Annotated in this window: 19 protein-coding genes and 1 tRNA gene; 15 read left to right on the forward strand and 5 right to left on the reverse strand. The window is 71.8% G+C overall.

Annotation, left to right across the window (positions count from 1 at the left end):
• Positions 1-80 precede the first annotated feature (80 nt).
• Entirely contained in the window at positions 81-581 is a 501-nt protein-coding gene (locus tag AB0D74_RS17305) for a heme-degrading domain-containing protein (protein WP_362586609.1), read from the reverse strand.
• A complete protein-coding gene (locus AB0D74_RS17310) occupies positions 581-1,660 on the reverse strand; it encodes a Gfo/Idh/MocA family oxidoreductase (protein ID WP_362586611.1) in 1,080 nt (359 codons plus the stop codon). The genes AB0D74_RS17305 and AB0D74_RS17310 overlap by 1 nt, the downstream gene beginning before the upstream one ends.
• Positions 1,661-1,792: 132 nt before the next feature.
• Here AB0D74_RS17310 and AB0D74_RS17315 point away from each other — a divergent pair, with 132 nt between their 5' ends.
• The 13 genes from AB0D74_RS17315 (at position 1,793) to AB0D74_RS17375 (ending at position 14,511) form a co-directional block, all read left to right on the forward strand.
• A complete protein-coding gene (locus AB0D74_RS17315; protein ID WP_362586885.1) occupies positions 1,793-2,848 on the forward strand; it encodes an ROK family transcriptional regulator in 1,056 nt (351 codons plus the stop codon).
• 372 nt (positions 2,849-3,220) lie between these two features.
• A complete protein-coding gene (locus tag AB0D74_RS17320; protein WP_362586613.1) occupies positions 3,221-4,264 on the forward strand; it encodes a hypothetical protein in 1,044 nt (347 codons plus the stop codon).
• 65 nt (positions 4,265-4,329) lie between these two features.
• Positions 4,330-5,088 carry a GntR family transcriptional regulator gene (locus AB0D74_RS17325; RefSeq protein WP_362586616.1) on the forward strand — a complete coding sequence of 253 codons (759 nt, stop codon included), beginning with the start codon at positions 4,330-4,332 and terminating at the stop codon, positions 5,086-5,088.
• 138 nt (positions 5,089-5,226) lie between these two features.
• A complete protein-coding gene (locus AB0D74_RS17330; protein WP_362586619.1) occupies positions 5,227-6,351 on the forward strand; it encodes a TIGR03364 family FAD-dependent oxidoreductase in 1,125 nt (374 codons plus the stop codon).
• A 6-nt stretch (positions 6,352-6,357) separates the two neighbouring features.
• Entirely contained in the window at positions 6,358-7,035 is a 678-nt protein-coding gene (locus AB0D74_RS17335; protein ID WP_362586623.1) for a phosphonatase-like hydrolase, read from the forward strand.
• Complete coding sequence (locus tag AB0D74_RS17340) at positions 7,032-8,141, forward strand: ABC transporter ATP-binding protein (protein ID WP_362586626.1); 1,110 nt, start codon at positions 7,032-7,034, stop codon at positions 8,139-8,141. The genes AB0D74_RS17335 and AB0D74_RS17340 overlap by 4 nt, the downstream gene beginning before the upstream one ends.
• 31 nt (positions 8,142-8,172) lie before the next feature.
• Positions 8,173-8,997 carry a 2-aminoethylphosphonate ABC transporter permease subunit gene (locus AB0D74_RS17345; RefSeq protein ID WP_362586888.1) on the forward strand — a complete coding sequence of 275 codons (825 nt, stop codon included), beginning with the start codon at positions 8,173-8,175 and terminating at the stop codon, positions 8,995-8,997.
• Entirely contained in the window at positions 8,984-9,781 is a 798-nt protein-coding gene (locus AB0D74_RS17350) for an ABC transporter permease subunit (protein ID WP_362586629.1), read from the forward strand. The genes AB0D74_RS17345 and AB0D74_RS17350 overlap by 14 nt, the downstream gene beginning before the upstream one ends.
• Positions 9,782-9,827: 46 nt before the next feature.
• Positions 9,828-10,907 carry a 2-aminoethylphosphonate ABC transporter substrate-binding protein gene (locus AB0D74_RS17355; protein ID WP_362586632.1) on the forward strand — a complete coding sequence of 360 codons (1,080 nt, stop codon included), beginning with the start codon at positions 9,828-9,830 and terminating at the stop codon, positions 10,905-10,907.
• Positions 10,908-11,017: 110 nt separating this feature from the next.
• Positions 11,018-11,797 (forward strand): HAD-IIA family hydrolase, encoded by a 780-nt coding sequence (locus AB0D74_RS17360; RefSeq protein WP_362586635.1) that lies wholly within the window; start codon positions 11,018-11,020, stop codon positions 11,795-11,797.
• A gap of 103 nt (positions 11,798-11,900) precedes the next feature.
• Positions 11,901-12,449, forward strand: a complete 549-nt coding sequence (locus tag AB0D74_RS17365) for a hypothetical protein (RefSeq protein ID WP_362586637.1) — start codon at positions 11,901-11,903, stop codon at positions 12,447-12,449.
• 13 nt (positions 12,450-12,462) lie between these two features.
• Positions 12,463-13,134, forward strand: a complete 672-nt coding sequence (locus AB0D74_RS17370; RefSeq protein ID WP_362586639.1) for a class F sortase — start codon at positions 12,463-12,465, stop codon at positions 13,132-13,134.
• Positions 13,135-13,482: 348 nt separating this feature from the next.
• The gene (locus AB0D74_RS17375) at positions 13,483-14,511 is read left to right on the forward strand and encodes a glycoside hydrolase family 6 protein (RefSeq protein WP_362586642.1); all 1,029 of its coding nucleotides are present in this window, start codon (positions 13,483-13,485) and stop codon (positions 14,509-14,511) included.
• 90 nt (positions 14,512-14,601) lie between these two features.
• On the opposite strand, the gene AB0D74_RS17380 is transcribed toward AB0D74_RS17375, so the two are convergent.
• The 3 genes from AB0D74_RS17380 to AB0D74_RS17390 form a co-directional block, all read right to left on the reverse strand.
• Positions 14,602-16,539, reverse strand: a complete 1,938-nt coding sequence (locus AB0D74_RS17380; RefSeq protein WP_362586645.1) for a kelch motif-containing protein — start codon at positions 16,537-16,539, stop codon at positions 14,602-14,604.
• Positions 16,536-18,491: a cellulose synthase catalytic subunit gene (locus AB0D74_RS17385; protein ID WP_362586647.1), complete on the reverse strand. Its 1,956-nt coding sequence runs from the start codon at positions 18,489-18,491 to the stop codon at positions 16,536-16,538. The genes AB0D74_RS17380 and AB0D74_RS17385 overlap by 4 nt, the downstream gene beginning before the upstream one ends.
• Positions 18,492-18,961: 470 nt before the next feature.
• Positions 18,962-19,035, reverse strand: a tRNA-Lys gene (locus AB0D74_RS17390).
• Positions 19,036-19,221: 186 nt separating this feature from the next.
• On the opposite strand from AB0D74_RS17390, the gene AB0D74_RS17395 reads away from it, so the two are divergent.
• Positions 19,222-20,520 carry a peptidoglycan-binding protein gene (locus AB0D74_RS17395; protein ID WP_362586650.1) on the forward strand — a complete coding sequence of 433 codons (1,299 nt, stop codon included), beginning with the start codon at positions 19,222-19,224 and terminating at the stop codon, positions 20,518-20,520.
• Positions 20,521-20,595: 75 nt separating this feature from the next.
• On the forward strand, positions 20,596-21,726 hold the full coding sequence (locus AB0D74_RS17400) for an SPFH domain-containing protein (protein ID WP_362586653.1): 1,131 nt from the start codon (positions 20,596-20,598) through the stop codon (positions 21,724-21,726).
• Positions 21,727-21,821: the final 95 nt, after the last annotated feature.

Raw genomic sequence — 21,821 nt, forward strand, 5'->3', positions numbered from 1 at the left:
GGGTCGGGGAACTGCGCCAGTCGGTCGGCTGCGGGCCGGATGTGGCTGGTCGCGCAGTTCCCCGCGCCCCTTTTTGTCGGCTACGCCTCCAAAAACCGCTCCAGTGCCTCCACCACGAAGCGGTGGTCCTGGAGTTGGGGGAGGCCCGAGACCGTCACCGAGCCGATGACGCCGACGTTCTCGACGGTGATCGGGAAGGAACCGCCGTGGGCCGCGTACTCGTCCGGGTCGAGGCGGGAGGACTCCTCGAAGGTCGTGCCCTTGGCGCGGAAGCGGGCGCCGACCAGGTAGGAGGCCGAGCCGTAGCGCTCGACGACGCGGCGCTTGCGGGTGATCCAGGCGTCGTTGTCGGGGGTGGACCCGGGCAGGGCCGCGTGGAAGAGCTGCTGGCCGGCGCGGTGGATGTCGACGGCGACGGGGGCCTGGCGCTCCCGGGCCATCTCCACCAGCAGGGAGCCGAGCGCCCACGCGTCGTCGTAGGTGAACTGGCGGAACACCAGGCGGCGTTCCTGCTTCTCCAACTCCTCCACGGGCGGGGTGAGTTCGGGAGCGGTCTTCGGGGTGAGCTGCGGGTGGTGCATCAGAGGGTCACCGTCACCTTGTCTCGTGCCGAACGGCGGGCTGCTTCCAGTACGTCCAGGGCGGCGGCTGCCTCCAGCGCGGTCACCGGGTTGGGGCCCTCGCCCCGCAGGGCCCGGGCCACGGCCGCGTAGTAGGCGGGGTAGTCGCCGGGGAGGGTGGGGACGGTACGTCCGCCGCCGGTGACCGGGGACTCCCCGGCGCCGAGGCGGCCGTACAGCGACTCCGGTTCCTCGCCCCAGGCGGCCGAGGTATCCGGGCGCTCGCCCTTGCGCAGGGCGTCCTCCTGCGGGTCGAGGCCGTACTTGACGTAACCGGCCTTCGAGCCCAGCACCCGGAAGCGCGGGCCGAGTTGGGCCGTCGTCGCCGAGGCGTAGAGGTGGGAGCGGACGCCGTTCGCGTGCGTGACGGCGATGAAGGTGTCGTCGTCCGTCTCGGCACCGGCCCGGCGGATCACCGACTCGGCGTACACCTCGGTGGCGGGGCCGAAGAGGACCAGGGCCTGGTCGACGACGTGGCTGCCGAGGTCGTAGAGGAGACCTCCGATCTCTGCCGGGTCGCCGGACTCGCGCCAGCCGCCCTTGGGCTGCGGACGCCAGCGTTCGAAGCGGGACTCGAAGCGCCAGGCGTCGCCGAGCTCGCCGTCCGCCAGCAGCTTGCGGAGCGTCAGGAAGTCGTTGTCCCAGCGGCGGTTCTGGAAGACCGAGAGCAGCAGACCGCGCTCCTCGGCGAGGGCGGCCAGCTCGCGCGCCTCGGCGGCGGTGCCGGCGACCGGCTTGTCGACCACGACCGGGAGGCCCGCCTCAAGGGCGGTCGTCGCCAGCGGGACGTGCGTCCTGTTCGGGGACGCGATGACGACCAGGTCGAGCTCGGCGGTCCGGTCGAACAGCTCGTCGGGGGTGGCGACGGTCCGGACGTTCGGGAACTCGGTCTCGGCCTGCGCCTGCCGCTCGGGGTTCGAGGTGACCACCGTGTCCAGGGCGAGGCCCTCGGTGGCGGCGATCAGGGGGGCGTGGAAGACGGATCCGGCGAGGCCGTAGCCGATGAGGCCGACGCGGAGAGGAGTGGCAGCAGCTGTCATGCGTCCTACTTTCGCAACGCTGTTGCCAAAGTGCAAGTGGGAGGGAGAATGAGTGGCGTGAACAGGACGAGGAGCGGGCGGCCGGGTGTGGTCGGCGGGCGGCCGGGGGCGGTCGGGGCGAATCTGCCGGCCATGCGCAGCCACAACAGCGCGCTGGTGCTGGACCTGCTGCGCACGGCGGGGGAGGACGGCATCAGCCGGCTCGAACTGGCCGAGCGGACCGGGCTCACGCCGCAGGCGGTCAGCAAGATCACTGCCCGGCTGCGGGAGGACGGCCTCGCCGCGGAGGCCGGGCGGCGCGCGTCCACCGGCGGCAAGCCGGCCACCGTGCTGCGGCTGGTGCCGGACGCCGGGCACGCGGTGGGGATCCAGCTCGACCGGGACGAACTCCGGGCGGTCCTCGTCGACCTCGACGGCACGGTGGTCGCGGAGCGGCAGGCGGCGGTGGACCTGGGGGCCGGGTCGGAGGCCGTCCTCGGCGCGGTCGTGGAGCTGGCCGGGGAGCTGGTCGAGCGGGGCGGCGACACCCTGCTCGGGGTCGGAGTCGGGGCGCCGGGGCCGCTCGACCACGGCCACGGGGTGCTGCACCGGGTCACCGGGTTCCCCGAGTGGGACGGCTTCCCGCTGCGGGACGCGCTCGCGGAGCGGCTCGGGGTACCGGTCGTCGTCGACAAGGACAGCAACGCGGCGGCCCTCGGACTCGCCGTCGGAGGCGAGGGCGGCTCCTTCGCCTGCCTGCTCCTCGGTACGGGGCTGGGCGCGGGCCTGGTGATCGGCGACACCGTGCACCGGGGGGTGCGGACCGGGGCCGGGGAGTTCGGGCACCAGGTCGTCCAGCTCGACGGGCCGCCCTGTCATTGCGGCGACCGCGGCTGCATCGAGGCGCTGTGCCTGGCGGCGGTGGCCCGCGGCGACGTGGCCGAGGCGGCGCGCGTCCTCGGCGTCGGCGCCGCGAACCTGGCCGGCCTGCTCGACATCGACCTCGTGCTGCTCGGTGGCCGGACGATCGCCGCGGCGCCCGAGCCCTTCGTACGGGGGGTCGCCGCCGTCCTCGACGAACGCGCTCGCCGCGAGGGCGGCCTCGGCACGACCGTCCCCGTCCGCCTCGCCCCCGGCGGCGACCGCGGCGTCGCGGAGGGCGCAGCCCAACTCCTCCTCGCCCCACTGTTCGGACGCGCCGACGGCTGACGAGGGAGAGGGGGTCGGGTGCGTTGTGAGCGCAGGTGGCGCACCCCACCCAGGGGCGCGGGGAACTGCGCGACCGGCCCCCACCGGCCCGCAGGTGCCCACCGGCCGTCCGGCACCGCCGAAATCCACCGTCGTGGCGGAGCGCCGTCGCGGCGGGGTGAGGAGGAGCGGCGGGGTCGGGAAGTGCGGTGGGGGGAGATGGGACGGGGAGGTGAAGCGGAGCGGCGGGGTGAGGAGGGGCGGTGGGGTCGGCGAACAGGCGGCGGTGGAGTGGGCGCGGTGTGCCGGGGGCGGCTGATCGGGCGGACTGGTGGTCCGGGTGCGGAGTGGCGTGCGGGGACTTTGGTCGGTGGGCGGCAGAGTCACCTGTTCATGCGCATGCGACTGAGCACACCCCTGTCCCTCTGCCTGGCCGCCGCAGCCGCCGTACTCGTCCCCGCCCCGCAGGCGACGGCCGCCCCCGCCGTCGCCGAGGTGTCCTGCGCGGGCGCCGGCCAGCAGGGTTTCCCCCTCACCACCCGCCTCCACGACGGGCCCTCGTCCTACGAGCCCGGCGGCGGCTTCGGCACCTGGTATCTCGACCTGACCAACACCACCGGCCGCACCTGCGCCGCCATCCACCCGGTCGTCGTCCTCGTCGACGACAAGAAGGCCCTCAAGCCGTCCCAGACCGAGCTGGAGTTCTACGACGGCCCGCGCACCCGCGCGGTCCCGCTGACGGAGACCGACGAGTCCGAGCTGGTCGGCGTCTTCGAGGGGACCGGCTTCCCGGGGCTCACCGTGGCACCCGGGGCGACCGTCTCGGTCAAGGTGCGGCTCGCCGTCACCTCCGACGCGGTACGCAACGGGGTCACGGCCAACGCGGCCGTCGTGCAGCGGCAGGGGACGGACGGCGAGTGGGTCGGCGAGTCGAACGCCTACCGCTTCGGCATCGGCGGCGAGGCACCGCCGCTGCCACCCGCGAGCGTCGCGCCCGCCGTCCCCGCCGTCCCCACCGGTCCCGACGTCCCCGCGGTCCCTTCCGGCGGCTCCTCGCAGACCGGCCCGGAGACACCCCCGGAGACACCCCCGGAGGCATCCGCGGGGACCGGCCCCGACAGCAGCCCGGGGGCGAGCCCGGGAGCCACCCCCGAGGGCACCCCCGCCGCCTCCCCCGGCGGCAGCGCCCCGCCTTTCACCGACGAGGCCGGCGGAAACCGGGACGGAAACCGGGACGGCCGGGAGGTCTGGGACCGCCGCAGGGAGGCCTGGGAGAACCGGGGCGCCTGGGGCGCCGGAGGCCCCTGGGAGGCCGGGGAACGCGCCCGCGAACTGGCCCGCACCGGACTCGGCCTGGCCCACGGGCTGTTCACGGCCGCCGTCGCCCTGCTCGCCGTAGGGGCAAGCGCGTTCCTGCTGGCGCGCCGGCGGCGGTGACCACGGTCGGGTGACGACGGTGCCCCCTGTCCGGCCGTACGGGCCCCGTCTGCGACGATCCCTGCGTGGACTACCCGAACGACCAGGCCCCCGGCGCCCCCGTCCGCTCCGGCATCCCGGAGCACGGCCGCATCCCGAAGTACTACGCGGTGAAGGCGCGGATCGATCAGCTCGTCGGCGCGCTGGGGGAGGGCAGCGTCATCCCCACCGAGCGCGACCTGTCGGAGGAGTACGGGGTCGCCCGCGAGACCGTCCGGCAGGCGCTGCGCGAGCTGGTGCTGGAGGGCAAGCTGCGCCGGCAGGGCCGCGGCACGGTCGTCGCGGGGCCCAAGCTGGAGCAGCCGCTCTCCCTCGCCAGCTACACCGAAGGCGTACGGCGGCAGGGCCGCACCCCCGGCCGGAGCCTCGTCACCCTCGACCGGTTCCCCTGCCCGGCCGCCCTCGCCGCCGAGACCGGCCTGGAGCGCGGTGAACCCGTCTGGCACCTGGAGCGCGTGCTGCTCGCCGACGACGAGCGGGTCGGCCTGGAGAGCACGTACGTCGCGGTCGCCCGGGTCCCGCACCTCGACACCGACTTCCACCCCGACTCCTCCTTCTACGGCTACCTGCACGAGAAGGGCATCGCCTTCGGGGACGCCGACGAACGCATCGAGACCGTGCTGGCCACCCCGCGCGAGGCCCTCCTCATCGGCACCCCGCCGGCCCTTCCCATGCTGCTGATCCACCGGGTGTCACGGGACACCGGGGGACGGCCGCTGGAGCGGGTGCGGTCGCTGTACCGGGGGGACCGGTTCTCGTTCTCGGCCCACCTCAGCGGCGGATAACGGACGATTTGCACCACTTCTGATCGCGCTCGGGTGTCACGAAAAGATAACGGGTCTAGTCCAAACGTGATGACCAGTTCACGCTCTCGTTGTCAGCCGGACCTTTCCGGTTCCCCAGTCGCGAGGAGCGTGGCCGTCGTGAGAGTGACAGTCGTCGGAGCAGGCGTGGTGGGCACCATGCACGCCTGGCAGGCAATAGAACGCGGCCACGAGGTCGTGCAGATCGAGCGCGAGGCCGAGGCCCGCGGCGCTTCGCTGCGCAACTTCGGGCAGATCTGGGTGAGCGGGCGCGCGGGCGGAGCGGAGCTCGAAACCGCCCTGCAGGCACGGGAGTTGTGGGAGGAGATCGGCGGCCGGGTGCCTGCGCTCGGCTTCCGGGCCAACGGATCGCTGACCCCGGTGCGCGGCGCGTACGAACTCGCCGTCGCCGAGGCCGCCGTGGCCCGCGACGACGCGGCGGCCCGCGGCCACAAGCTGCTCACCCCCGCCGAGGCCCGCGCCCTCAACCCCGCCCTGCGCGGAGCCTTCGACGCGGCCCTCTACTGCGAACGGGACGCGGCCGTCGAACCCCGCACCGCCCAGCTCGCCCTCCGCGCCGAGCTGCTCAGGTCCCCGAACTACACCTTCCTGCCGGGCCGGGAGGTCCGCGAGGTGACCGGCGCGGGCACGGTCCGCGACGACCACGGCGACGTCCACCGGGCCGACGCCGTCGTCCTGTGCACCGGCGCCTGGCTCGGCGGCCTGGTCCGCGAGCTGGCCGGGCCCGACCTGCCCGTGCGCCGCGTCCGCCTCCAGATGATGCAGACCGACCCGCTCGGCGAGGCGCTCCCCACCTCGGTCGCCGACGCCGACAGCTTCCGCTACTACCCGGCGTACGCCTCCCCGGCCCTGGACGAGCTCAACGCCCGCCTGCCGCAGGCGCCCACCGCACGGGAGCACCGCATGCAGCTGCTCATGGTGCAGCGCGCCGACGGCGGCCTCACCATCGGCGACACCCACGAGTACGAGCACCCCTTCGCCTTCGACACCGTCGAGGAGCCGTACGAGCACCTCACCGGCGTCGTCGAGGCCCTCCTCGGCCGGCCGCTGCCGCGCGTCCGGCACCGCTGGGCCGGGGTGTACGCCCAGTGCACCGACCCCTCGCGGGTCGTGCACCGGCAGCAGGTGGCCGACGGCGTGTGGCTGGTCACCGGGCCCGGCGGGCGCGGCATGACCTGCTCGCCCGCGATAGCCGAACAGACCGCACAGCAGTTGGGCTGGTGACCACAGATGACCACGAACAAGACCGACGGCATCCGGCTCGTCGTGCTCGACATGGCCGGTACGACCGTCGCGGACGGCGGCCTCGTCGAGCAGGCGTTCACCGCAGCCGCCCGCCACCTGGGCGCCGACCCCGACCAGATGATCGACTACGTCCGCGCCACCATGGGCGAGTCCAAGATCTCCGTCTTCCGGCACCTGTTCGGGACGGAGGACCTGGCCCAGGAGGCCAACAAGGCCTTCGAGGCCGCCTACGCCGAACTCGTCGACGGAGGCAGGGTCGAGGCGTTGCCCGAAGCGCGCGAGACCATCGGGGAACTGCGGCGGCAGGGCCGTACGGTCGTGCTGACCACCGGCTTCGCCCGCGCCACCCAGGACGCGATCCTCGCCGCCCTCGGCTGGCAGGACCTGGTCCCGCTCACCCTGTGCCCCGCCGACGCCGGGGGCCGCGGGCGGCCCTACCCCGACATGGTCCTCACGGCGTTCCTGCGGACGCGGGCCGCCGACGGGGTCGGTCAGGTCGCCGTCGTCGGCGACACCTCGTACGACATGCTCAGCGGGGTACGTGCCGGGGCGGGGCTGGTAGCCGGCGTCCTGACCGGGGCGCACGACGCGGATGCCCTGCGGGCGGCCGGGGCGCACCGGGTGCTGGCGTCGGTGGCCGACCTGCCGGGAGCGCTCGCATGAGCAGCGGAACCAGCAGCGGAACCAGCGGTGGGACCGGCGGTGGGACCGGCGGTGGCATCCGGTTCGACTCGGTGAGCGTCGCCTACGACGGGAACGCCGGCAGTCTCGCTCTTGACTCCCTCGACCTCACCGTCGGGCCCGGCGAGGTGATGGCCCTGCTCGGGCCGTCCGGCTCCGGCAAGACCACCGCGCTGCGGGCGGTCGCCGGGTTCGTACGGCCCGTCTCCGGGCGGGTGTTCCTCGGCGACCGGGACGTCACCGGCCTGCCGCCCCACCGGCGGGGGATCGGGATGGTCGTGCAGCAGTACGCGCTCTTCCCGCACATGCGGGTCGCCGACAACGTGGCCTTCGGGCTGCGGGCGCGCCGGACGGCCAAGGACGAGATCAGGGAACGGGTCGCCGAGGCCCTGGAGATGACCGGGATGGCGGCGTACGCGCGCCGCTATCCGCGGGAGCTGTCCGGCGGTCAGCAGCAACGGGTGGCCATCGCACGGGCGTTGGCCATCCGGCCCGGCGTACTCCTCCTCGACGAACCGCTGTCCGCGCTCGACGCACAGCTGCGGTCCGGGATGCTGGCCGAACTGGCCCGGCTGCACCGGGAGTTGCCCGACGTGTCCATCCTGTACGTCACCCACGACCAGGTCGAGGCGCTGACGCTGGCCGACCGGATCGCGGTCATGGACAAGGCGCGGCTGCGGGCGTGCGGGACGCCGACGGAGCTGTACCGGGCGCCGGCCGACGAGTTCACGGCGTCCTTCGTCGGCGGGGCGAACCTGCTGCCGGTGACCGTGGGGGCGGGGGGCGTCGACTTTGCGGGGGTCGGGGTGACGGTGGACACGGCGGGGGCGGTGTCCGGGGCCCGGGCGACGCTGTGTGTACGGCCGCACCTGGTCGGGCTCGGCGACGGGCCGAACCGGCTGGTCGGCACGGTGACCGACGTGCAGTGGCGGGGGGCCACGCACCGGCTGTACGTCGAGGTGGGCGGGCATGAGGTGATGGCCGATCTGCGGGAGTTGCGGGATCCGCCGGGGTTCGGGGACGACGTGGCGTTGCACTTTGCGCCGGAGGACGCGGTGTTGCTGCCGGTTGGTGTCGGCCGTGGGTGAGGTTGTGGCTCGGCTGCGGGCCGGTGGGGGCTTGTCGCGCCCACGCGGCGGCAGCCGCACATCAGATACAGCCCCGCGCCCCTTTAGGTGGGCGGTGGTGCCGCCTGTTGCATTGCTTGCCGTCTTCTTTCTCTATCCGCTCGCCCTCGTCGTCCAGCAGTCCGTGCACCCCGATACCGGTGGGACCTCGTTCCAGCCGTATGTCGATGTGTTCGGCTCGGAGTCGTTCCGTAACGCGCTGTGGACCACCGTGTGGATCGCCGTCTCGTCCACCGTCGGATGCATGCTCCTCGGCTTCGGGCTCGCGTTGGTCATCGCGTTCGTGCCGTTTCCCGGGGCGAAGGCGGTCGCCCGGTTCGTCGACGTCTATCTCTCCTTCCCGTCGTTCCTCATCACGCTCGCGCTGCTCTTCATCTACGGCACGACCGGGATCATCGGGTCGTTCCAGTTCCTGACCACGCCGTGGGGGGTGCTGCTCGCCGAGGTCACCTACTTCACGCCGTTCGTGATGCGACCGCTGCTCGCCGCGTTCTCGCAGGTGGACACCGCGCAGATCGAGGCGGCGGCGAGTCTGGGGGCGCGGGCGCCGCGGATCGTGGCGCGGGTGATCCTGCCGGAGGCGCTGCCCGCGCTGGCGGCCGGCGGGAGTCTGGTGCTGGTGCTCTGCCTGAACGAGTTCGGGATCGTGCTCTTCACGGGAGCCAAGGGCGTGACCACCCTGCCGATGCTCGTCTACAGCAAGGCGATCCTGGAGTCCGACTACCCGGGCGCCTGTGTCGTCGCCGTCGTCAACGTCCTGATCTCCGTGGGTCTCTACGGCCTCTACCGGGTGGTGAGCCGTCGTGCTGGTGCATAGCCGCGGGGCCAGGTGGGTGGTGTGGGCGGTGTTCGTCGTCCTCTTCGTGCCGCTCTTCGCCCTGCCCCTCCTCGTCGTCCTCGGCGCCTCCTTCGCCACCCACTGGTCCGGCGTGCTGCCCTCGGGGGCGACGGTCGCCAACTTCCGGTCCGCCACCCGCGGCGACGCCTTGCAGGCGCTCACCACCAGCCTCGTCACGGCCGTCACCGCGAGTCTGCTCGCGCTGGCCGTCGGCACCTGGGCCGCGCTCGCCGCGGCCGGGCTGGGGAAGCGGTGGCGGCGGGTCGTCGACGCCCTGTTCGTGCTGCCGGTCGCCGTGCCGTCGGTCGTGGTCGGGCTGTCGCTGCTGGTGGCCTTCTCCAAGCCGCCGATGCTGCTCAACGGCACCCGGTGGATCGTGATCCTCGCCCACACCGTGCTGGTGACCGCCTTCGCCTACCAGTCGGTGTCGGCCGCCATCACCCGTCTCGACCCCGCCTACGAGCAGGCCGCCGCCTCCCTCGGCGCCGGGCCGGCGTACGTGCTGTGGCGGGTCCGGCTGCCGCTGCTGCTGCCCTCGCTCACCGCCGCCGCGGGGCTCTGCTTCGCCCTCTCCATGGGGGAGCTGAGCGCCACGATGATGCTCTATCCGCCCGACTGGACCCCGCTTCCGGTCCTGATCTACTCGGCCACCGACCGCGGCGCCCTGTTCGCCGGCTCCGCGCTCGCGGTGGTCCTGATGACGGCGACCCTGATCGTCCTGTTCGCCGTCTCCCGCGTCCGCAACCGCGCTTCGTACCGCTGATCCACGTCCTCAACGACCCTTACCGACGCAAGGAGTTCGCCTCGCCATGCCCAGAAACACGCCCGGAAACAAGCCCGGAAACGCGCTCAAGATCGCCGTAGCCGTCACCCTCCTGGCCACCCCGCTGCTCTCCGCCTGCGGCGGCTCCTCGGCCGCCGCCGACGAGAAGGCCGTCACCGTCTACAGCGCCGACGGACTCAAGGGCGAGAACAACGACGGCTGGTACGACAAGGTCTTCGCCGACTTCACCAAGCAGACCGGCATCAAGGTCAAGTACGTCGAGGGCGGTTCCGGCGAGGTCGTGCAGCGGGCCCTGCGGGAGAAGAGCAACCCGCAGGCCGACGTGCTGGTCACGCTCCCGCCGTTCATCCAGCAGGCCGACACCAAGGGGCTGTTGCAGAAGTACGAGCCCGAGGGCTCGGCGCAGGTCGGCGGCGCCGACAAGGGTGCCGACGGCACCTGGACCTCCGTCGTCAACAACTACTTCGGGTTCGTCTACAACAAGAAGCAGCTGAAGCAGGCGCCGACGACGTGGGAGGAGCTGCTCGACGGCACGTACAAGAACAAGCTCCAGTACTCCACGCCCGGTGTCGCCGGTGACGGAACCGCTGTGCTGATCAAGGCGATCCACGACTTCGGCGGCGAGAAGCAGGCGCTGGCATACCTGGGCAGGCTCCAGGCCAACAACGTCGGCCCGTCCGCCTCCACCGGCAAGCTCGCCCCCAAGGTCGACAAGGGCGAACTGCTGGTCGCCAACGGCGACGTCCAGATGAACTACGCCCAGGCCAAGACCATGCCGAACCTCGGCATCTGGTTCCCGGCGGCCCAGGGCGGCAAGCCCACCACCTTCGCGCTGCCCTACGCGGCCGGCCTGCTCACCGGCGCCCCGCACACCGGGAACGGCAAGAAGCTCCTCGACTTCATGCTCGCGCGGAAGCAGCAGGAGGAGGTCAGCTCGATCGGCGGCGGGTTCACCGCCCGCACCGACGTCAAGGCCACCGACGCCAACGCCGCCGCGCTGACCGGGCTGATGGACGGCGTCGACGTGTTCACGCCGGACTGGAACGACATCGACAAGAACCTGACGTCGTACGTGGACGCCTGGAAGTCCGCCACCGGCAGCTGAACCAGCGCGGGCGGAGCGAATACGCTGGGGGCGTCGGTACGCCGTGGTTCCGGCGCCCCCAGCTCAAGCAAGACCGCATGCACGCATCCGCACGCCAGGAGACGCACCACATGGCAGAGCGCAAGCCCATCGAGTCGTGGCTCACCGACATGGACGGGGTTCTCATCCACGAAGGGGTCCCGATCCCCGGAGCGGACGCCTTCCTGAAGAAGCTGCGGGAGTCCGGACGGCCCTTCCTGGTGCTGACCAACAACTCCATCTACACCGCCCGTGACCTGCACGCACGGCTGCGGCGGATGGGGCTCGACGTGCCGGTGGAGAACATCTGGACCTCGGCGCTGGCCACCGCCCAGTTCCTGCACGACCAGCGGCCCGGCGGCAGCGCCTTCGTCATCGGCGAGGCCGGCCTGACCACCGCCCTGCACGACGTCGGGTACATCCTCACCGACCACGAGCCCGACTTCGTCATCCTCGGCGAGACCCGCACCTACTCCTTCGAGGCGCTGACCAAGGCCGTACGGCTGATCAACGACGGCGCCCGGTTCATCGCCACCAACCCCGACAACGTCGGCCCCTCCGTGGAGGGCGACCTGCCCGCCACCGGCTCGGTCGCCGCGCTGATCACCGCCGCGACCGGCAAGAAGCCGTACTTCGTCGGCAAGCCCAACCCGCTGATGATGCGGGCAGGACTGAACGCGATCGGCGCCCACTCGGAGACCTCCGCGATGATCGGCGACCGCATGGACACCGACGTCCTCGCCGGTCTGGAGGCCGGGATGCGCACCTTCCTGGTGCTGTCCGGCGTCACCCAGCCGGACGACGTCGACCGCTACCCCTTCCGGCCCTCCGAGACCGTGGACTCGATCGCGGACCTCGTCGACCGGATCTGAACCGGTTCAGGCCCCGAGACCACCCGTACGGAGCAAGAAGGCGCCCCCAGAGGATGCGGGGGCGCCTCGTGCGGGGGAGCCTCCAGATGTCTGGAGGTTCACGATGGGCTCAATTCCCCTCACTCTCGGTGCCGGACTCCTGGTCTGTGCCGCCGGTCTCGCCCCGGCGGTCGCCCTCGCGGCGGACGGCCGGGGCGTCACCGTGACCCCTGCTTCCCCGTCTGCCGGATCCGTGGTGGCGCTGCGGGCGAGCGGCTGCTCCGATACGACCGGCACCGCCGTCTCGACGGCCTTCGTCTCGGACGCCCGCCTCGGCGGCACCGGCGGCGACCTGACCGGCCAGGCCCAGGTCCGCTCCACGGCCGGCGCCGGCACCTACACGGTGCAGGTCAGCTGCGGCGGCTCCGCGGTCACCGGCAGCGTCACCGTCGTACGGGAGTCCTCGGCGCAGCAGGACACGCCCGGCGTGCCGCCCGCCTCGCCGTTCGCACCCGTGCACGCGGGCGGCGGCGGTACCGCTCCGCTCGCCTCGGTGGACGCCCGCTCGGCCGGTCCCGGAGCCGCGCAGGCGGTCACCGGCCTGGTGCTGGCCGCTTTCGCCGCGGTCGCCGTCGGACTGCTGAGCGCCCGCCGCCGGCACGGCTCGCGCTGAGGACGGGAGCACGATGTCCGACGACACCGAACGATCCCCCGGCACCGGACGGCTGCTGACCGGGGTGGCCTGGGCGGTCCTGCTGCTCGGGCTGTGGCTGTGGGGCCGCGGGGTGACCGAGATACCCGACGCCATGACGGGGCCCACCACGGGAGACGTGGCCGCTGTCGGCCGCCCGCCCTCGGATCCCGAACTCCCGCCCGCCGCGAAGCCGTTGACCTCGGCCGTGCCCGAGCGGGTCGACATACCGGACCTGGGTGTGCAGGCCCCCGTGGTCGCCCGCGGCCTCGACGGGGACGGCGGGGTCGATCCGCCGCCGCTCGACCAGCCTGGCGTGGTCGGCTGGTACGGCTCCGGGACCGACCCCGGCGCGGCCGGCACCGCGGTCCTGGTCGGGCACGTCGACACCGAGACCCGGCCCGCCGTCTTCTACAAGATCAGCGCGATGCGCCCCGGCGAGACGATCCGCGTGGTCCGCGCCGACAACACGGTCGCCGAGTTCACCGTCGACGACGTCCGGGTCCTGCCCCGCGACCACTTCGACGCCCAACAGGCCTACGGCCCCCGCGAGTCGGGCCGCGCCGAGCTCCGCCTGATCACCTGCGGCGGCACCTTCGACCGGACGACCGACAGCTACACGGCGAACGTGGTCGTCTCGGCGTACCTCACCGGCACCACCGTATAGAACCGCGGCGCCGCACCCACCTGTCGCCCGGTCGACGGCCCGCTCCCCTGAGACCGCCGACCGGGCCGGTCCTCGACCGCGCGCGCTCGGGCTGCGGGAGTAACCCGGCGTCAGGCGCGGGAGGCTGGGAAGGGCGGGCCGGTGTCCGGGCCGCCCGCAAGCGACTCTAGAGGGCAACGGGCGCCCGGGCCTAGGTTCGCGCCCGCCAAGCCTCCCCCACACCCGTCAACTCGCCCGTCAACGAGGGCTGTAACAGCTCACCGACAAGGTTGGGCGATCTCGTGGTGAGTGCGGCGGGTATGTCACGATTGGGCTCTGGCCAAGTGCACCCACCCAGGGGGGAATTGGATGTACGACAGCAGGGGGGCCCGCTCGGCGGCCCGGGCCGGGGCACTGGGGGCGGCGCTGCTGCTCGCCGGCTGCTCCTCGGGCGGCGGCTCGGGCGGGGACGCGCCGGCCGCGAGTGCGCAGGCGGCGATCACCCAACAGCCCAAGGAGGCCGACCCGTTCTGGGTGAACCCGGACTCCAACGCGGCCCGCCAGGTGAAGGCCTACACGAAGGCGGGCAAGGACTCCGACGCCGAGCAGATCCGCAAGATAGCGGCACAGCCGACCGGCGAGTGGATCGGCCCGGAGAACCCGGAGCAGGAGGCGCGCGGCTTCACCGAGGCCGCCCAGAAGTCCGACCGCACGGCCCTCCTGGTCCTCTACGACATCCCGCACCGCGACTGCGGCCAGTACAGCCAGGGCGGCGCGGCCGACGGCGACGCCTACCGGGCGTGGATCGACGGGGTCGCGAACGGCATCCAGGACCGCCCGGCCACGATCGTCCTGGAACCGGACGCGATCCTGCACCTGGTGGACGGCTGCACCCCGGCCCGGTTCGCGGAGGAGCGCTACGACCTCCTGCGCGGCGCGATCACGAAACTCACGTCCCTGAAGAACACCAAGGTCTACCTGGACGCCGGCAACGCCGGCTGGGGCCACCCCGACCAGATCTACCAGTCGCTCCAGCAGGCGGGCGTCGCCCAGGCGGACGGCTTCGCCGTCAACGTCTCCAACTTCTACTCCACCCAGGACTCCCTCACCTACGGCAAGCAGCTCTCGGCAAAGGTCGGCAACAAACACTTCGTCATCGACACCAGCAGAAACGGCAACGGCCCGTACGCGGGCGGCGATCCGGAGGAACGCTGGTGCAACCCGCCGGGCCGGTCCCTGGGGGAGACCCCGACGACGAAGACAGCCGACCCCTTGGTGGACGCCTACCTCTGGGTCAAGCGCCCCGGCGAATCCGACGGCACCTGCAAGGGCGGCCCGCAGGCGGGTGACTGGTGGCCGACCTATGCCTTGAAACTGGCGCAAGGATCACAGACCTAGGGGCGCGGGGCGGAGCTGATGTGCGGCTCCGCCGCGCGGGCGCGACAAGCCACAGCGCTCCCGCACCCGAAAGCCGAACCTGCGGGAGCGCTATGGCACCTTCACCCACTGCGCTGTGCTCGGCGTCCCCTGATCGTCGTCCACGAAAATCATGTACCACCCCGAAGACACCAGGTTCCGATTCCCCGGCACGGTCACCGTGACCTTGTTCCCCGAGGTCCTGAAGTCCAGGGCGACCGACCGCTGGTCCACGTCCGTCACGTGCGTGGTCGCACTGGGCCGGATCAACCGCACCTTCTTGATCGTCGACGCGTGCCGCGACGTGAACGTCCCCGTCCCGCCCCGCGCGATGGTCTGCGGGCCTCCGCTCAGCGACGGCCGGGAGTCCCGGTACAGGTACGGCGGCGTGTAGATCTCGATCCGCTGCTCGAAGACCCCCGGCTTGGTGTCGGCCTTGTCCGCGAACAGCGGGTTGGAGCCGAAGAACATGACCCGCCCGTCCGGCAGCAGGATCGACCCGGAGTGGTAGTCGCGGCCCACGAGAGGATCGGCCACCCTCCGGAAGGAGTTCGTCGTGGTGTCGTAGATCCGCGCCTGCCTGATGTCGGAGGCGCCGCGCCCCCGGTAGTCCTCGGAGCCCCCGGACACCAGCACGCTGTCGTCCGGCAGTACCGAGATCTGCGGATACCGCGTCCCCTTCTCCAGTGCGGGGCCGTCGACGAACCTCGGGTTCGGGTCCTTCAGGTCGATCAGCCGCGTCCTCCTCGTGGACAGCGCGGACTCGCCGACCCCGCCGCCCCCCACCACCAGGTACTTCTCGTCCTGCGCCGGCGGCAGCAGCACCGTCCCGGACGTCTCCAGCATGTTCGGGTCGCTGAGCCCGGGCAGCTTGGTGAACCGGTTGGTGTCGACGTCCCAGACGCCGGGGTCCCGGCCGACGTCGTCCGGTCCGTACCCGGCGTTGGAACCGGAGTAGAAGAGCTTGCCGTTCTGGAGGAGGAACAGCGCGGGGTAGGTCGGGAACTGGCGTTTGTACTTCGTGTACGTCCAGGTCTTCGTCGCCGGGTCGAAGACCTCGTTCTTGCCGGGCACCAGCTGCCCGATGTCGTCGAGCCCGGAGACGCTGAGGATCTTCCCGTCGGACAGGGTCGTCAGCGTCGGATACCAGCGGGCCTCGTTCATCGGGTCGACCTTGATGTACTTCTCGGCGACCGGATCGAATTCGTAGGCGTTCTTGATGCCCTCGAAGTCCCGCTTGTCCATGCCGAGTTTGTTGGCGATGCCGTAGGTGTTGCGGGCGTCGGCGCCGGTGAGTCCCTCGATGCCGTAGTTGTCCTGGGTGCCGGTCTCGTAGCGGGTGCCCTGCTTGGGGGCCTCCACGACGACCCGCGCGTAACCGGGGTTGTTCCGCAGGAACCTGCCGGTCTTCTTGTCGAAGACCTTGGTCGCGCGGGGGATCAGCGCCGAGTCGTCGGAGACGAACGTCTTGCCGTTCTGCTTGCCGGTGAACCGGGTGCCCTTGGGCAGGGTCATCGGTTTGTCCGGGTTCTCGTTGTAGAGGATCATGACGCCGCCGGCCTTCTTGACGTCGCCCTTGAGCTTCTCGTACTGCTTGGTGCCGCCCGCGATCAGGATGTTGCCGTTGGCGAGCTGGGTGTGCCCGGTGCAGAACAGGTCGGCCGGGGTGGGCACCTTCTTGACCGTGCCCTTGACCGGGTCCCAGATCCGGCTGTCGTAGATCTTCGCGTCGAAGTTGTCCTGGTTGTTGCCCGAGCCCGCGACCAGCAGCACCTTCCCGGTGTGCAGGAGCACCGCGTGGATGGTGTCCTGGCGGTACTCCTTCGGGAACTCGATGACGTCCCAGTGGCCGTTCGCGGCCTTGTACTCCGGTCTGTTGATCTTGTACTGGTGGTACCGGTCGGTCCCGAAGCGGTACAGCCACGGCCCGTTCATGCCTGCCAGGGCGAGCACGACCACCGTGGTGATCGCGAGCCGGCGGGCCCGGCGACGGCCGGCGCTGTCGTTCATTCCTCACGACCTCCCGGTCCGCGAAGCGCGATCCGCAGGGTCTGTTCCACTGGGGTGCCGGCGGGCGGTGTCCAGGTCGGCCGCTGCCGCGGTGCGTGTCCCGCGGGCCGGTACCCCGCCGGCACCGCGTCCTCCGGCTCGGCCGGCGGCTCGGGCGCCCTGCTCTCCTTCCGCAGGCTGTACTGCCAGGCGAGGATCGGGGCCGCCGTGATCAGCAGCGCCAGCGTCGCCCAGGTCAGCATCGCCGGGTGCGAGTGGCCGCCGAGGAAGCCGGCGGCGAGCGAGCCGCCGAAGACGAGGATGAAGAACCAGTGGATGCGGAAGGTCCCGAAGAGGGTGTCGGGGCTCGCCGACTCGCCCTTCGGGGTGACCACGAACCTGCTCTTGCGGCGCAGCACCGCGTCCATCAGCGAGCGGGCGTAGATCGGCGCGGAGAGCGCCGACATCACCATGCCGGCGACGCCGCCGGAGCCCTCCGGCTCGTGCGGGGAGACGTTGTGCCTGCGGTTCCAGATGTAGAGGCCGATCTGGAGCGCGGAGGCGTTGCCGTAGAGCATCAGCCACACGGCGGGGTCGATGTTCACGCCCGAGGCGCCCAGGCCCAGGAACAGTGCGCAGCTCAGTGCCGCCAGGATCCAGTTGAGGGCCGACATCGGGTAGAAGATGATCATCATCGTGTAGTTGAAGAGCTTGCCGGGTCCGAGGCTGAACAGGCCCTTCCAGTACTGCTTGAGGATCGTCTCGTACGTGCCCCGGGACCAGCGCAGCTGCTGGGTGAAGAAGTCGGTCCAGGCGTTCGGGCCCTCGCCGACCGCGAGTACGTCCGGGGTGTAGACCGAGCGCCACTTCTTCCCCGTCGCCGGGTTCTCGACGCGGTGCATCTCGAAGCCGGTCGCCATGTCCTCGGTGATCGAGTCGTACAGGCCGCCGATCTGCTGGATCGCCCTGATCCGTACGGCGTTGGAGGTGCCGACGAACATGGGGGCGCCGTAGCGGTTGCCGGCCCGCTGGATCAGGGCGTGGAAGAGGAACTGCTGGGACTCGGCGGCCTTGGTGACGAAGGTGTCGTAGTTGCCGTAGACCTGCGGGCCGATGACGAAGCCGACGTCCGGGTCGCGGAAGTAACCCAGCATCCGCTCCAGGTAGTTGGGGAGCGGGACGTGGTCGGTGTCGACGGAGGCGAAGAAGTCGTACTCGTCGCCGTGCGCCTCCAGCCAGGCGTTGTAGTTGCCGTGCTTGGTCTTCGCGCGGTGCGGGCCCTTCGGCTGGTTCCACCGTTCGACGCCCTTGCGGGTGAAGTGGTGCACGCCCAGGCGCGCGCAGACCTCCTTCACCTCCGGGTCGTCGCCCTCGTCGAGCAGCCAGACGTGCAGCAGGCCGCGGTGGCGCAGCCGGACGGCCGCCTCCAGGGTCCGGGTGACCATGTCGAAGGGTTCCTTGCCGGGCACGAACGTGGTGAGGAAGGCGACCCGGGTGCCGGTCTCCGGGATCACCGGGACCGGGTCGCGGGCGACCAGGGTGGCGTGCGCGTTGGACAGCACGTTCATGCAGCGGAAGAACTCGATCAGGCCGATCGACACCAGCATCACGATGTCGAGGGCCGGGAGGAAGTCGTACGCCGGGTAGTCCCGCTGGGTCCAGTGCTCGGGCTGCAGCAGCCAGGCCAGCAGGACCAGCGAGAGCAGCGGGGCCGCGCCCAGCATCAGCGCGGCGCGCACGCGGTGCGGTTCCTGGGAGAGCAGCGAGCGGTACTGCACGGTGTACGGCCGGCCCGGGTCGGGCTGGGTGAGGGGGCCCGCGAGCCGGCTGTAGTGCTCGTAGTCGTATCTGGGCAGGGTCTTCTTTATGCGGCCCAGCGCGGCGGCGGTGCGGTGCGCGGGCACCCGGAGCTGTGTGGTCCGTGACGGGTCGTAGTCCTGTTCCTGCCGGGCGCCCATCGGCGTCGACGTCATGAGTCATCCCCCCACACGCAGATCAGCGCGTGTTTCATCGATCCCAGAGCCCGCTCGGGTCCCCCTCGACCCTGCCGGGCGTCAATGGCGGTGCACGGTCTTCCCACAGAGAATGGACACGGACCGTGACCGTCCGGTTGCGCGGCGCCCCCCTCGGCGCCGATTCACGATCGGGGCCCCTCAACCCCGCAGATCTGGCAACCGGCTATCTACCCCCCAAGTGCCGCGAAACACCGGCACTTTGGACATCCAGGGTTCTACGGTGCACGGCATGATCGCAAGAGCGAAACACGGTGTTTACCGGTCATAGGCGTTCATTGTGGAGCGTGTGGGGATTGTGTGGATCGGTCGTGTCGGTTGTTGACATAAAGGGGCAAGGGGCGGCAGAGGGTGCCGAAGTCGCCTCGCGTGACCGATGGGATGTACGCCGGAAGGCCCTCCGCTGCTGCGGAGGGCCTTCCCGGTGTCTGTGCGCCGCCAGGGACTCGAACCCCGGACCCGCTGATTAAGAGTCAGCTGCTCTAACCAACTGAGCTAGCGGCGCCTGCTGACATCGAGAACTCTACCCGACGGCGAACCGTGCTCCCGACCATCGGCCACCAGGGCGATCCCCGTCCGCCCTCTGCCGTACATCATTCGGACCGTCAGCATGCGCACCGGGGTCGCAGTTGGGAAACTGATCAACGTGCACAGTCCCGGACATATCAACATGAAGTGTGAGGGGAATCGCATGGCGGCCCCGGTCTTCGAGGAATTCGACCCCGCGACCACCTGCGAATGCCCCGGATGCGTCCACTGGCGGCGGGTCAGCCCCTCCCCGCTGCCCGGCCGCTTCGGCGGGCACCCGGCGGCCCGCAGCGTCCTGGTCGTGGCCGCAGCGTCCGCCGCCCTCGCCGCGGGCGCCCCGGCCGCCGCCGCCCACAGCGCCCCGCCCGCCCCGCACCGGTCCGCCGCTCCCGTGGACCCCGAGCCCCAGACCCCGCAGGGCACCAAGTCCCCCCTGCACGGGCCGGACGGCAAGCCCGTCAAGGGCCCGGTCACCACGCCCCCCATCACCCGCACGCAGATCATCAACCGCGCCAAGACCTGGGTCACCGCCAAGGTGCCGTACAGCATGACCCTCTACTGGACGGACGGATACCGGCAGGACTGCTCCGGCTACGTCTCCATGGCCTGGGGGCTGACCGGCAACGAGTGGACCGGCAGCCTCGACCAGTTCGGCACGAAGATCACCAAGGAGGAGCTCCAGCCCGGCGACATGCTGCTCTTCCACAACCCGGACGACCCCGAGAAGGGCTCCCACGTCGTGCTCTTCGGCGGCTGGACGGACTACACGCACACCTCCTACACGGTGTACGAGCAGACACCCCCGCACGCCCGCAGCCAGGCCACGCCCTACGCCTACTGGACCAACTCCGCCAAGTACGTCCCCTACCGCTACAAGGGCCTGATCGCGGACCCGGCCACGCCCGGCGCCCAGGCCGCGAGGACGTCGGTGCCGTACCCGGGGGCGGCCTACTTCGGGCCCGGCGCCCACAACAAGTACGTCACCCTCCTCGGACAGCTGCTGGTCTCCCGGGGTGCCGGCGGCTACTACGCCAAGGGCCCGGGGCCGGTCTGGGGCACCGCGGACCAGCGGGCCACCCAGGCCTTCCAGAAGGCCCAGGGCTGGACCGGCGCCGCCGCCGACGGCCTGCCGGGACCGGGCACCTGGGAACTCCTCGCCACCGGCCGGGGCAGGAACATCAAGTCCGCCACCACGTCCCCGTCCGCCCCCGCCTCGCACGGGGTCCCGGGCTACCCCGGCAAGAACTTCTTCCGCCCGGGCGCCGCCAACGACTACGTCACCCGGCTCGGCAGGCAGCTGGTCAAGAAGGGGTACGGCCGTTTCTACCCGGCCGGCCCGCACGCCGCCTGGGGCGAGGCGGACCGCAGGGCCGTCGAGGCGTTCCAGCGCGCCCAGGGCTGGCGCGGCGGCGCGGCCGACGGCTACCCGGGGCCGGAGACCTGGCGCCGCCTGTTCCTGTGACGGTCCCGATCCCGACCCCGAACCCGGTCCCCTGAGGATCACCTGAAGCATCTGGCGCGGAGGCTGGAGGCAGGCATGAGTACGACCACCGAACACACCCCTGATGCGGACGGGCCCCCGGACGGCGGGCCGCCGACCCGTCCGGCTCCCCGGCTCATCCAGAACGAGATCACCACCGAGATCCCCGTCCACCTGCTCTTCCGCGACGACCCCGACCCGGTGTCGGTGCCGCTGCGGCCCGCCGTGGTCGGCCGCCGGCAGGGCACCGGCGAACAGCCCCGGCTGCGCCGTCCGCTCCCGGCCAAGCCCCGGCCGACCGCCGCCGTCGACCCCGACCTGGTGGAGCGTCCGGCCCGGGTGCTGCCCGGCGCGGCCGGCGTGTGCGCCGGGCTCGGCGGAGTGGCCGGGGGGCTCGCCACCTCCTGGTGGGCGGGGGTGCTGCCGCCGCTCGCGGCGCACGCGCTGCACCTGCCGGCGTACGGAGGTGCGGGGCTGGGCCCGGCGCAGTGGGCGGCGTACGCCGCGGCCGGTGCGCTCGGTCTCGCCGGTTTCGGCGGGCTCGCGCGCGGCACGACCGGGCGGGCCTGGGTGCTCGGACTGTTCGGCCGCTACCGGGGGACGGTACGGCGCACCGGCCTGCTCTGGGTCAACCCGCTGCTGCTGCGCCGCCGGGCCGACGTCCGGCTGCGGCACTGGCGCAGCGAGGAGATGCCGGCCGCGGACGGCAACGGGGTCGCGCTCCGGGTCGTCGTCCTGGTGGTGTGGCGGGTGCGGGACACCGCGCGGGCGGTGCTCGGCGTCGAGGACCACGAGACGTATCTGCGCGAGTGCGTGGAGGCCGCGCTGGCCCGGGTGCCGGTGGAGCCGCCGGGCACCGCCCGGGGTTCGGTGGAGGTGGCCGCGGACGCGCTGACCCGGCTGGTCTCGGCGGACGCGGGAGGCATCGGCCTGGAGGTGTTCTCCGTGCAGCCGGTCCGCGTGGAGTACGCCCCGGAGGTCGCCGGGGCCATGCAGCGGCGCCGGATCGCCGCGCTCGACGCCCGGCAGCGGGCCACCATGCTCACCTCGGTGGTGGACTCGGTCGAGGACACGGTGACCCGGCTGACCATGCGCGGACTCGTCGAACTCGACGACTACGAGCGCAAGGTGCTGGTGCGGGACCTGACGGTGGCGTTCTGTTCGGGGCGCGCCGACTCCATGCCGTGACCGGTACCCCTTTTGGTATGGACATGTTCAACAGGCGGCAATAATCTGGGACTTGGTCTAGACCTGCACGGCTCAGTGAACCTCCCCCACGTTCT

Source organism: Streptomyces sp. NPDC048278 (genome assembly GCF_040652195.1).
Lineage (GTDB): Bacteria > Actinomycetota > Actinomycetes > Streptomycetales > Streptomycetaceae > Streptomyces.